Below are 12,249 nucleotides of genomic sequence, written 5' to 3' on the forward strand. Positions count from 1 at the left end.
AACACCCTTAGCTTAGTTAGGTTACGTTGTTGAGAATAAAATGACCACGCATATTGAATATATGTGTGGTCATTTACTTTTCTAAAACTATCCTCAACCGTTTGTTCCATAAGAAACGAACACGAAAGTTATGTACCGTTAGTAAATATTTATATCAGCTAACCATTGTTTTTTTCGAAAGAATATCTTTAATTGCACCTATAATTCCAGGTACAAGAAGTACAATACCAAAAAAGACTGTAAATAAGTTGAAGTGTGTTGTTTCATAAAAAGAAAACCACTCTCTAAAAATTGAAGACTCAGCAATTCTTCCAAATAACGTTCCATCAATATCCTTCAAATTAGGTATCCACCCAGTTATCTCAAATGTAATGAAAAATATTTGTGACAATAAAAATGTACCAATAAGAGATACCCATGGCCTTTTGAAAAATGGTATTGGATTCTTTGGTTTATCAGCCAAGAAATATACCCTCCTTGTTAAATTGCATATATAAGTATACGAGAAAACAAGGGGTAAGTTTCAAAATATGTCATATTTTCCAAATAAGAATCTTTTACTGCTGCTTTTTATCTAAAAGGTGAAGATCCCATCGTTCTTCTATTAATGTAGTTTCTGCCCATTCGTCATTTGTTTTTTCTTCTGTTTTAGTAAAATTAAATTTTCCATATAGATGACGAGCTGCTTCTAAAATACTGACCGTCCATAAGAAAATATGCTGATAGTTTTGTGCTTTACAGAAAGTAATGGCTGTGTTTATTAGCTTATTGCCAATGCCTAAACCTTGATACTTGTCATCAATAACAAACCATCTGAGCTGTGCTTCTGTTTCACTAGACTTCGTTATCGCAATAGAGCCGACGTTTTCACCATTTACCTCAGCAATCCAGAGCGCTCCTCCTTCTTGATCGAGCATAAAATCCGTTAAACCTTTCATCACATAATATTCAAATACTTGTTTGAAATGGTATGTTTCACCGTATAGCTTTCCGTGAAGCTGTGCAACATATCCGATGTCTCCAGCTTGATATGGACGAATAACAACTTCTGGCATCAAAGAATCTTCTTTCGAGCCAATAGATTTAATGGTTTGCATAGACGATACAAGGGTTGAAATTTCTTTTTGTGAGAGACTATGTATCATTTTATCTACACCAATATTTGCACTTTCAACCAAATCGTTATAGATTTTATCGCCATACTCTGTGAGATATAGTAAATATTGTCTTTTATCCTCATTTGACTGTGTTCTTGTGACGATATTTTCAGCTTCAAAGCGTTGAATAATTCGGCTCATATAGCCCCGATCAATACCTAACTTGTCTTGAATTTCCGTTGCGGTACTACCATTACTTAGCTTAATTTCTGTTATAATACGTGCCTCTGTTAATGGAAAAGGTTGATTATAAATCTCTTGATCGATTTTCCCTAGTACATTGGCATAATATCTATTGAATTCCCGGATTTTTTCTATATATTGAATGAATTTCATGAAGTCGCCTCCTAATATTCTGAAATTTTAAACTGCTGATAGTATATTTTATATAGTTGACTCAGTCAACTATATAACACTAAAGAATGAAAACTTTAAAATGGAGGACGCTTCGATAAATGAGTAAAAAAAAGAGCTGACAATAGCTCTTAATCCGGAAGAAAAGCGCCTGTTAGCTCAATAAGTATAGTTCCTTTCTAAATCCCCTACACTTTTTAATACAACATCATCAAATATTTGATATTCTTGCTTCTTTTTCGTGAAATCCGCATCATCTAGAGGACCTGTTACTTTACCATTTTTAATTTCTAAAATCCAATAATGATAGTTTTTTTCATCCGGTATTTCCATACCATTATTTCTTTTGGGGTCCTTCATTAACTCCACTTGTTTCGCGATAATGTATTGATTATTCCATCCAGCTTCAATTACTTTGGTAGGTATGATGGCTTTCCCCCAACCATTTGCACTTGTTTTAGGAGCTATTTTCACCTCATGAGCAGATAGTCGAACAATTGAATATTCACCAGGTAAATCTACATCAAAATCGGATGCTCCAGGACATCCAGTTAAAAAAAGTACACTGATAGTAGCTATAAATAAAAAATAAAAGCATCTATTTCTAAACATAGAACCTCCAACGTCTTATTTTACTGTTCTATCACGATATACAATAAGCGTAATTACATTTAATAGAATGGTAACAATGAGAAGAACTCCTGCAACGAACGCCAAAGCACTCATGGTATCCATAAGACCGCCCCAATCTTCAATCTGTACTAGATGATAGTTATTAAAAATTTGCAAGCATAATGAAAGAGCACAAGCACTGATACTTATAATAGAAAGAGTAACCCAATGCTTATATTCTTTCTTGTTATCACGTCCGAGATTTAAAACAGGAAGAATCCATGCAATTAGTCCAAGTACGAGACTCCCCATATTAAGCCAGCCACTCACATTAATCCCCCTTTTATCTTTTTTCTTCAGATAAACCCAATTACCCCTAATATTAACATACTTTCCAAATAAAGTTATTCTGTAAGCTCACTCCGTTTTTTACACAACAAAAGGCTGCCAATAGGACAGCCAATTATTCTTACTGCGATAAATGCTTATACTCAAGGATTTCTATTTTAAAATCGTGTTTACATACCATCTGATTGATTTTATTACTGTCACAAGATGGAGAAATTCTTAATTTTACTAAATCATTCTCTACTCCATATTGATTTTTCCCCTTTACAAGCTGTGGATTGACCTCAATTCTTACATCCATATCATAAGAATGATTATTATTATAATGTAAATCAGCAATGCCTCTCCAATTCCACATGATATGTTCATCACTGTATTCTTTTTGCACTTTACGATCGAGGACTGGAAGAACAATATCTGAAATAATATCTTCCGTTGTGACATACAAGCCTTCTTCCTTTGAAACGGATTCTGCATGAACAGATTGGAAAGGAAAAAAAGCCAATGATAAGAAGCCAAACAATATCAAATATCGTTTCGTCACCAAGACTCACCTCATTTTTACATTTACTCCTTATTCTTCACCATTCATTTTTTCTTATGAATGGCATAATAAAAATGAGCTATGATCAAGAAGATCCCTATTATGCAGAACTAACCTATTACGACAAAAATAAAAACATAATTCAAATACAGTAAAATAACACCCAAGGAACTCCTGCTCACTAACCGGTGGATACCACTGTTCACAAAAATACCCCACTTCAAGCGTTAAGCTAAGTGGGGTTAGTTCACGTTTTCTTATTATGAGAATAGCTTTTTCTAATCGACGAATAGATTTTACTGTCGTTGAATGATGAATCCAAAAGCTTTCATCATAATGATTGATAACTCATCGTTGTATAATCCGTATATCCTCTACTATCTCCGCCAAAGTACGTACTACGATCAGGTTCATTTAATGAAGCATCTTGTTGGAGTCGCTCTACTAAGTCCGGGTTTGCTAAAGACCAAGCACCAACTGGAGCGACATCTGCACGTCCTTCTTCAATATCCACATCAATTTTTTCTAGTGGACGACCAGCACGATTTACAAGTAAGGCATTTGGCCACATTCTACGGATTTCTGTTAATAATTCATCATTACTAGAATGCTTAACATGTAAATACGCTAGATTTAATTTTGCTAATTCAGGTACTAGATAACGGTAAAAGTCCTCACTTTGTTCACCTTCAAAAATACCCATATTGGCTATATCCCCAGGTGAGATACGGAAACCTGTACGATCTGCGCCAATTTCTTCCGCAACTGCTTTTGCTACTTCGATTCCAAATCGGGCACGATTTTCAATAGAACCGCCGTATTCATCTTCACGCTTATTCGAACTTTCCGCGAAGAATTGCTGAATTAAATAGCCATTTGCTCCATGAATTTCAACGCCATCAGCACCAGCTTCAATTGCTGCTGCAGCCGCCTTTTTGAAATCTAGAATGGTTGTGTTTATTTCTTCTTTCGTTAATTCATGAGGTACTGGAATGTCTTGCATTCCCTTTTCAGTAACAATTTGAACTCCCGGTGCAATGGCAGAAGGCGCAACGCCTTGGCGATGATGTGGTGTGTTTTCAGGATGCGACATACGCCCAGCGTGCATTAATTGAATATACATATATGCACCTTTTTCATGAACAGCATTCGTTACTTTTTTCCAGCCATCAATTTGTGCTTGATTGTAAAGGCCCGGTGTCCATAAATACCCTTGTCCATCTTCAGAAGGTTGTGTTCCTTCACTGATTAATAACCCCATTGAAGCACGCTGTGAATAATAAAGTTCAGCTAATTCACCTGGTGTTCCATCTACATTTGCACGACTGCGTGTCATTGGAGCCATCGCTAACCGATGGGGTAAAGTTATACGCCCAACTTTGGTTTCAGTCCACATTTTTTTCATTGCAAAGCACCTCTTTCCAAATTATGTTACTAAACAACGCATATAGAATAACATAGGGGTTCGGTGCCAACAATGAATATGGCTTATGAAAGACTTAGTTCCACTCTAATGAATTAAGAAATGCATACACATCCTCATAAATCGTCTCACGTTCTTCACCCAAAGTAATAATATGACCAGAGCGTTCATACCACTTTATCTGCTTATCTTCTGTCTGTACATGATCATAAATAATATACGAACTTTTTTTGTTTAGTGGGGCATCTAAGCTACCCTGTAACACGAAAGTTGGCGAGGTAATATCTTTTAACTGTTGTCTCGTATCAACAATGAATTGTTGTAGTTTCTTTATAGATGGGGCAGGTTTTTGCTCAAAATCTTTGATTTCGTCAAGAATCTGCTCCTCATCCTTCCCTTCTAACTTCTTAAATGCCTTAGCGTAATTTACTATGCGTCCAAATAAGTCGTCCGTACTTTTCTCTAAGATTGGCGCACACATCGAAACAACAGCTTTTACTGGTAATTTAGCTCCTACTCTTAATGAGAAAACACCGCCTAACGATATCCCAGCAACCGCAATCTCACTAAATCCTTCATTTTTCAGAAAATGATATCCATCTATCACATCTTGCCACCAATCAGCTGGTTCTGTTTGAATGATTTTCTCCGGTTCCAATCCATGCCCTTTATACAGTGGGGCATAACAAGTATAACCACGTTCCTGCAAATACTTCCCTAACTTTCTTACATCGACAGTGTTTCCGGTAAAACCGTGTAACAGAAGGACGGCTTTATTCCCTCCTCTATAATAAAAAGGCTTAGGCGCAATGACTTTCATAATGTTTATCTCCCTTTTTGTGTGAAGTTGTTTTTGGACTAACTATAACATTATGAAAGTACAAACAGCCTTTTAACAGCTCATCAATCCGATAAAGTGAAACTTTAATCGGGTTCTTACTGGTGCTTGATCTCCCACTTACTCGTCTACGTGCCTTCACTGCCTTGTTGAAGTGGGAGTCTTAGCTCCAGTTTGAACGGGATAAAATCCTTCTTATATTCCCTGAATTAACGGAGATGCTTCGCCAGAATGGAAAATTCGTAAGTCATGGAGAGCACGCGTACATCCTACATATAATAATTTAGCATCAGACTTTGAATCCTTATAGTGACTCGCATCTACATCGATAAGTAGCACTGCATCAAATTCTAATCCTTTAGCTAAATAAACCGGCACTACTGAAATACCGCCTTCATATTTACTTTGATTCGCTTCAATGACGTTTGCCTTGATTCCTACTGTTAGTAGTTGTTCGTGTATTTTACGACATTCAACATCTGTTCTGCCTATAATTGCGATTGTCTTTAGGTTTTCATTCCGTAAATCTTGTAGAACCTTCACAATTTCAGTAAATTGATCATCCGTAGCAATCACCTTCACTTTTTCACCACTACGAAAAACAGGTGTTGCTAGACCTACTGGAACTTCAGCATGCTTAATGACCTCATTGGCAAATTCAATAATTTCCTTTGTAGAACGGTAACTTCTCGTCAATTCGTAATAACCCGTTTCTTGAAACACTTCTTTAAAATCATTCCAGTCCTCAATACCTTGATAATCATAAATTGCCTGAGATAAATCTCCTAAAATCGTAAAAGAATTACCCAATGTCAGCTCTTTCAAAATATGAATTTGGAATGGTGAAAAGTCTTGTGCCTCATCGATGACCACATGATGAAATTTTTGCTTACCTTCTATTCCTGTTAACTGATGATGAATATATAAGAGTGGTGCTAAATCTTCTATATATACTTCTTTTTTACGACAATTCTTTTCTGTTTCTCGAACAAGTACTTCAGGCAATAGTTCTACTATTTCTTTTTGTTTCATCATCGACGTATAAAATGATAAAGGAGTCACTTTAGGCCAAAACTTCATATACGCATTTAATCGTTTGTTAGCTTCTTTTTTCAATAGCTTTTTCTCATTCGTACCTTCGAACTTTTTAAGCTCAATCTCCATCCAACGCTTGATTCGAGCCACTAATCGTTCCCTACGCTTCAGTAATGGGTAATGCTTATATTCAAATAACCACTTCTTTATTTCATCTACTGTAATGATAGCTCGATTCCATAGCTCTAAATTAGTTGTTGGCACTAGATTTTTTTCAAATTGAATGATACTTTCTTCAATAAATGCCTTGAACTTCATCGAGCCCTTTAATTTACCAAGCATAACTTTCTCGTTGTCACGATTGATTGAGAAAGCTTCCTGCAATTTTTCTTCTGGATGCTTTAATTTCACCACATTATCTAATTGAGTTAACGCCCACTCAGGAAAAGTTGTTTGCTTAATATGACCTACACCAAGTTCCGGAAGTACTCCAGAAATATAGTCTAAAAACAAACTGTTTGGAGCAAAGATAATCATTCTGTCTGCTTGTAGCTGTTCACGATATTCATAAATTAAAAAAGCAAGGCGATGTAAAGCGACTGTTGTTTTTCCACTCCCTGCAACCCCTTGAATCAATAATGGTTTATTTTTCTCAGCTCGGATAATATCATTTTGCTCGGATTGTATCGTTGAAACAATATCCTTTAATTTATTATCTTTGTTTTCACCCAATCGATATAAGAGAAAATCGTCCGTCAGTGATACATCTTCACTTCCCTTTACATACGTATCAACAACACGTTCCAATTCTCTTTTGCGAATAGCAATGTTTCTTTTTAGATGGACCTCTCCTTCTACTAATCCATCGGGTGATTGATAGAAAGCCAGTTCTTCACCACCAGTGAAGGAATAAAACATACTGGCAACAGGTGCACGCCAATCAATCACGAATGGTTTCATCGTTTCCACATCGGAAGCACCGACTTTGCCAATATAAATCGGATTTGGCTCTAATTGACCATCCTCTTGAAAATCTAACCGCCCAAAGTATGGTTCTTGTACACCAATCCGTAGGTTTTGCCGATCTAACTCCCGCATACTTTCAAGAATCTGCTCGCTAAAATTGTCTCCATGATAAACAGGAACCCTTTCGAGCTTATCTAATTGCTCATCTAGCGTAGATAAAACCTTTTGTAATCGCTTTAATTCCGTTTCAAATATGTGACTCATTGTGACACAACCTCCTAACCGTTCAAAAATTTCAGTCGAGTTAAGATTATATAAATATTCTTTATGTAAAGTCAATCATCTACACTTTGAAAATATAAGGGCAGTTCTATTCACTTTACTCCAAATGTATAATAATTATTTCTAATTTTGAAAGGCAACCTACATTAAGAAAAGGAACTACACCCCAATTGTTAGACACCACTAACAATTAAGGTACAGTTCCTCCCTACAATCATGATTCTACAATGCTATGCTTCTAAAAGTACTTTTAGCTCTTGGATTTGCTCGATGTGTCGCTGTTCGTGCAAATAAATTTGTTCAATCCATTGATCAAGACGTAATTCGTCTAAAGCAGGATGCTTCACTGATTTTGTCTCTAATATCGATTTATCATCAATCGTATTAAGAAAAGTCAGCGATTTTCCTCTCGAATTCTGCAATAAATCCAACATTTGCTGCACTTGAAATGGTTTTGCATCTGGTTCAACAACTCTAGGTGCCTTAATCTTTGTTGTGCGATCTAGCATGATTAGTTGAATATTTTTATGCTCTTTTGTGATACTATCCAACTCTTTTAATCCATATGCAATAGCCTTTAGCGACGCCTCTTCTACTAAAACTAAATGATGGCAAACTTGTGCGATACTCCACGTATTCTTATCTGGCTTACTATTAAACTGAGCATCACCTACTAAAGCAATCTCATTCTCTAGCTTCTTTCTCGTCTCGTTCAATGCATTCAATAAATTAATCATAACAACTCTCCTTTCACCACAAACAGCGTACATTCCTACTCTGTATATATTCCCAACGATGAAAAGTATTCTTACAAGCTCTCATTCTGACTAGAGACCTCATGTTAACTTCTTAGGATTTTTAATCCTAATCGACAGCACTTCCCCACAATCCAAGCAGACAAAATATATTTTCTCTGAACCAATCGCGATTTTTTTATCCCGTTCAAACTAGTGCTAAGACTCCCACTTCAACAAGGCAGTAAAGATACGTAGACGAGTAAGTGGGAGATCAAGCACCAGTAAGAACCCGATTGGTTCAACTAATAATCGGTGGGGGATGAATGCCCCCCCACCGATTATAGTTTCACTTTATCTAAAGGACGGAGATTAATATAATCGGTTGCCTGTACAAATGAAGTCCCATCACAGCCCTTACAAATCACGCCACCTTTTCCCTTATTATACCATTTTTAACTATGTAAAAAAACGCAACCAATACTGTTGCGTTTTCCCGACAAAAGAGCGCCATACCTCACTCTTTTCATATATACAATTACTACTTATTACTTCGTGCTGCTCTACTTACTTTTTCTCGTTTATCAAAGTAGAAAATAATCGCATAACCACCTGCAGCAAGAACAAGCGCCTGAGCAATATTAAAAATTGCATTAGTCGGTAAAGGTAAAAGCTGGCTAATAACGCCCCATACGCAGAACCAACCAATTACACATGTCCACTTCATCATAAGAAAAACCGTTCCTTTCACTAATAAATTACTTAATAAATTAGACCTAATTTTCATCATTCTACTCACTTGCAAGTATAACGCTTTGTTTGAAAAACTCTTTTTTTTTGAATTATTATTTTTTTCACTTCTCCTACTAAAACAAAAAGAACTGCATCCGCAGTTCCTCTATGTACAATATCTTTTCACACTTGCCTAATTTGAATACCATAGCTACCTCTTGCGTATAAACCATGGATAACCTCGTATTGAATACCATCAATTGTCATAAGCATCGTTTCATCTTCGTTCACACCAAGGAATTCATAATCTAAGCCTTCTTTGGCACAGTACTTAGCAATAGCATCCTTTGTCATACTCACTGTCGGATAGACCGAGATATCCTCATAAGGAATCTCTATCGATTTTTTCAGCATTTTCTTCATTTCTTTTCCAAATAACATCGTATGACCACCCTTCTAGTATTTTGAATACCTTTTAAAGCTACTAACTAAACCTTCTCTTCCTATTAGTACGAGTGAAATAAGTATTCGTTTCATTATTTCGAAAAAACTTTTATCTCATTCAAAAGTCGTTCATGGTCGATGACTTGCTTCGTACAAACAAAGCATCGAAAACAAACGTACTTAACACGATTAGCAATCACGACATTTTTGCTATAATAGAACTATTAAGCCGTATATCCTGAAAGGAAGTTAGAACTCGGTGAATTATACTAGTATTCCAGATGCACTTATATTAACTTATCCATGGCTCAAGATAGCCATTTACGAAGAAAGCAAATTTCTCTTCCTTGATCGACCGCAAGTGCTCACGCAGTGGCAGCAGCAAGCGCTCACGATGACCGAAGATGAAAAAAGCATACAAGCACCCGATGGCACCATGAGCCAAAGCTTCTATGCCCTTTATACCTTCTTTACGAAAACCATATATCAAGATAAGCCGATCACCAAGCATATGATTAAAGAGGCGATCATTAATTATAAAGATTCCATCGTAAGCCTTGTCGAACCTTACTTTACGAGCGAACATCAAGCAGAAGAATCGCTCAATAGCCAAAACCAAAACGCCATCGATGACACGATGAATCAAGACTATATCTATTCCAGCATGGACTCCGATTACCACCTAATGCGCGATATTGTCACAAAGAAAAAAGGCTTCAAAGAAAAAGAAACCGGCATTTTAGGCACAGAAATCGTCGACAACCAAGGTAATGTACGTGGACTTGCTGAGCTACGTCCTAATCAATTAGTCGAAAGTAGCGCTGGCCAACCGAAAATGTGGCTGAATCTATTAGAGTCCACCATCAATTCACTCGATGAAATGACTGCTGACCTCTTCGACTTAATCTCTTACCTATGGATGGTCATGCCAAAAGACCGTAATGGTTACATTGAATTTCACAGTGATGATGCCCTGCGACTTCGTTATGCCGAGAAGCAAGCAAGTGGAGAAGAACTGTATTTCCGGGAAAAGGAACGCTTCAATATTATGAAACGTGTGGCTGCCCTTTCTAGCGTATGGGTTTCCATGGGTGAAGACCAAATCAAGGTGATTAACACCGAAAACTTGGAAGAAAACGAGCTATACATGTTCAAAGACTATACACGTATGTTTGAAATCGGAAAAATCCGTGTCGCTTTCGATAAGAAGACGAACGAACCAAAAGGGATTTATGCCCTGCAAATCAAGCCATCATCCGTGCTCATGCCCTACCTAGATGGCACGAAGCAGTCACTTGGCTTACTCGATTTGAAGGTATTCCAATATAGCCACTTCACACAGCGTGAACATAAGCGATTAACCCGTTACTTAAACTACCAGTGGAAAATCCGTGCCTTAAAGCGCACCATCCACCAACCGTTCAAGGTATCCACGCTCTTAAAAACGATGGATTTCTCCTCTCGTTACAATGGCGTGCAAGTACGTGATAAATTCGAACATATTTTAGATGACTTACAGCAAGACGGCGTCATTCAAAACTGGCACTATAGCGAGCCCATCGACGAACAGCGCGTCGGAAAAAAGGGCTGGTTCAAGGACTACTGGATACAGATTAACGTGACCATTCTTCCTCCTGATTTCGTAGCCAAAGAAAACGCCAAGAAAATCAATGTAAGCTCCATTCAGCGCACAGAAATCTATGATATTAAACAAGTGGACAAGCCCAAAACAAAACTGCAGCCACCGGCACCCGTGGTGATTGATCAACCCGTGCCACAGCCTGTGCAAGTGCAAGCGTCCTTCACATTCCATGAGCCAACCGATAACATTGTCCTAAGCCCGGAATTAATGAAGCAAACGATAGAATCACTTAAACTCAGCATTCGCAAAGTAGCAGAAGAAATCGGAATTTCACACAGCACCCTCTCTCGCTACATGCGCAACAAAATCAAACGTCAAAACAAAAGCAACGACCAGAAAATGCTGCAATGGTTGAAGGCAAATGTACAAAAATAAGGAAGCATAAAAAAGATAAATATTTCTCATTAATCGCACACCCATTTGCATGTCATAATAGGTGTGCGATTTTACATACTAATCGATTATCCTTCAATAACAAAAAGAGTTGATTACAGCTCTTTTTTGTTATTGAATTACTGAACATTTTAAATTGTTCAATTACATATACAATTATAGTAAAATAGTATTATACATAAAAATTGGAGGTCTTTTCATTGGAACAATACCAGGTTGTATATGCTGTATTAAATAAAATGAACATTCCATTTGATGTAGTTGAACATCTTCCTGCTTTGACAACAGAAGAAGCAGACAGCTATATTGTTGGTAAAGAAGGTGTACGTACTAAAACACTATTTCTTTGTAATAAAAAAAAGACTGCATACTATTTAGTGGTTATGGATGATGGAAAGCGACTTGATATGGAGCATCTTGCGGAAACTCTTAATGAAAAACGGATGAGCTTTTGTTCGCCCGAAAGGTTAATGGAAAAAATGGCATTACCTCCTGGTGTTGTTTCCATTTTTGGATTGCTAAACAATGTTGATCAGGATATAAAGGTCTACTTAGATAAAGAGATGCTTTCAGAAAAATTCATGAGTTTTCATGCTAATGACAACACAAAGACTCTTTTTATTTCCACAGAGGATATGTATAAATTCATGACAACATTAGGTTATGAATACTCTATTGTGGAATTATAATTTGCGTTGGTTCTCATACAAAGAACACCAATATCAGGAGTTCTTTCTTCTGTCAG

13 protein-coding genes are annotated in these 12,249 nt (G+C 36.9%); 2 read left to right on the plus strand and 11 right to left on the minus strand.

The window, feature by feature from the left end:
• Window positions 1-154: 154 nt before the first annotated feature.
• The 11 genes from TX86_RS20045 to TX86_RS20095 all read right to left on the minus strand — a co-directional run bounded on the left by TX86_RS20045 (window position 155) and on the right by TX86_RS20095 (window position 9,466).
• Window positions 155-463, minus strand: coding sequence for a YfzA family protein (locus tag TX86_RS20045; protein WP_042351609.1), 309 nt, complete (start codon window positions 461-463; stop codon window positions 155-157).
• A gap of 94 nt (window positions 464-557) precedes the next feature.
• Window positions 558-1,493 carry a bifunctional helix-turn-helix transcriptional regulator/GNAT family N-acetyltransferase gene (locus tag TX86_RS20050; protein ID WP_042351611.1) on the minus strand — a complete coding sequence of 312 codons (936 nt, stop codon included), beginning with the start codon at window positions 1,491-1,493 and terminating at the stop codon, window positions 558-560.
• Window positions 1,494-1,670: 177 nt separating this feature from the next.
• On the minus strand, window positions 1,671-2,123 hold the full coding sequence (locus tag TX86_RS20055) for a DUF3997 domain-containing protein (protein ID WP_042351613.1): 453 nt from the start codon (window positions 2,121-2,123) through the stop codon (window positions 1,671-1,673).
• A 15-nt stretch (window positions 2,124-2,138) separates the two neighbouring features.
• Complete coding sequence (locus tag TX86_RS20060; RefSeq protein WP_042351615.1) at window positions 2,139-2,453, minus strand: hypothetical protein; 315 nt, start codon at window positions 2,451-2,453, stop codon at window positions 2,139-2,141.
• Window positions 2,454-2,592: 139 nt separating this feature from the next.
• Window positions 2,593-3,015 carry a hypothetical protein gene (locus TX86_RS20065; RefSeq protein WP_042351616.1) on the minus strand — a complete coding sequence of 141 codons (423 nt, stop codon included), beginning with the start codon at window positions 3,013-3,015 and terminating at the stop codon, window positions 2,593-2,595.
• A 331-nt stretch (window positions 3,016-3,346) separates the two neighbouring features.
• On the minus strand, window positions 3,347-4,420 hold the full coding sequence (locus tag TX86_RS20070; protein WP_042351617.1) for an alkene reductase: 1,074 nt from the start codon (window positions 4,418-4,420) through the stop codon (window positions 3,347-3,349).
• A 94-nt stretch (window positions 4,421-4,514) separates the two neighbouring features.
• Entirely contained in the window at window positions 4,515-5,258 is a 744-nt protein-coding gene (locus TX86_RS20075) for an alpha/beta hydrolase (protein ID WP_042351619.1), read from the minus strand.
• A gap of 213 nt (window positions 5,259-5,471) precedes the next feature.
• A complete protein-coding gene (locus TX86_RS20080; protein ID WP_042351620.1) occupies window positions 5,472-7,541 on the minus strand; it encodes a HelD family protein in 2,070 nt (689 codons plus the stop codon).
• A gap of 248 nt (window positions 7,542-7,789) precedes the next feature.
• Window positions 7,790-8,296 (minus strand): DinB family protein, encoded by a 507-nt coding sequence (locus tag TX86_RS20085; RefSeq protein WP_042351622.1) that lies wholly within the window; start codon window positions 8,294-8,296, stop codon window positions 7,790-7,792.
• Between the two features lie 538 nt (window positions 8,297-8,834).
• A complete protein-coding gene (locus TX86_RS20090; RefSeq protein ID WP_154663182.1) occupies window positions 8,835-9,083 on the minus strand; it encodes a hypothetical protein in 249 nt (82 codons plus the stop codon).
• A gap of 125 nt (window positions 9,084-9,208) precedes the next feature.
• Window positions 9,209-9,466, minus strand: a complete 258-nt coding sequence (locus TX86_RS20095; protein ID WP_052343793.1) for a DUF4318 domain-containing protein — start codon at window positions 9,464-9,466, stop codon at window positions 9,209-9,211.
• Between the two features lie 262 nt (window positions 9,467-9,728).
• On the opposite strand from TX86_RS20095, the gene TX86_RS20100 reads away from it, so the two are divergent.
• Together TX86_RS20100 and TX86_RS20105 are read left to right on the plus strand one after the other, a co-directional pair.
• The gene (locus TX86_RS20100) at window positions 9,729-11,486 is read left to right on the plus strand and encodes a helix-turn-helix domain-containing protein (protein WP_042351625.1); all 1,758 of its coding nucleotides are present in this window, start codon (window positions 9,729-9,731) and stop codon (window positions 11,484-11,486) included.
• A gap of 218 nt (window positions 11,487-11,704) precedes the next feature.
• On the plus strand, window positions 11,705-12,193 hold the full coding sequence (locus TX86_RS20105) for a prolyl-tRNA synthetase associated domain-containing protein (RefSeq protein WP_042351626.1): 489 nt from the start codon (window positions 11,705-11,707) through the stop codon (window positions 12,191-12,193).
• Window positions 12,194-12,249 lie beyond the last annotated feature (56 nt).

This window comes from Bacillus massiliigorillae, assembly GCF_000380245.2.
In the GTDB taxonomy this organism is placed as follows: domain Bacteria; phylum Bacillota; class Bacilli; order Bacillales; family DSM-1321; genus Bacillus_AD; species Bacillus_AD massiliigorillae.

Bases quoted from the DNA above. Each gene is read 5' to 3' on its own strand.
- TX86_RS20070 (WP_042351617.1), bottom strand. From the start codon at position 4,420: ATGAAAAAAATGTGGACTGAAACCAAAGTTGGGCGTATAACTTTACCC.
- TX86_RS20055 (WP_042351613.1), bottom strand. From the start codon at position 2,123: ATGTTTAGAAATAGATGCTTTTATTTTTTATTTATAGCTACTATCAGT.
- TX86_RS20080 (WP_042351620.1), bottom strand. From the start codon at position 7,541: ATGAGTCACATATTTGAAACGGAATTAAAGCGATTACAAAAGGTTTTA.
- TX86_RS20050 (WP_042351611.1), bottom strand. From the start codon at position 1,493: ATGAAATTCATTCAATATATAGAAAAAATCCGGGAATTCAATAGATAT.
- TX86_RS20075 (WP_042351619.1), bottom strand. From the start codon at position 5,258: ATGAAAGTCATTGCGCCTAAGCCTTTTTATTATAGAGGAGGGAATAAA.
- TX86_RS20085 (WP_042351622.1), bottom strand. From the start codon at position 8,296: ATGATTAATTTATTGAATGCATTGAACGAGACGAGAAAGAAGCTAGAG.
- TX86_RS20090 (WP_154663182.1), bottom strand. From the start codon at position 9,083: ATGATGAAAATTAGGTCTAATTTATTAAGTAATTTATTAGTGAAAGGA.
- TX86_RS20095 (WP_052343793.1), bottom strand. From the start codon at position 9,466: ATGTTATTTGGAAAAGAAATGAAGAAAATGCTGAAAAAATCGATAGAG.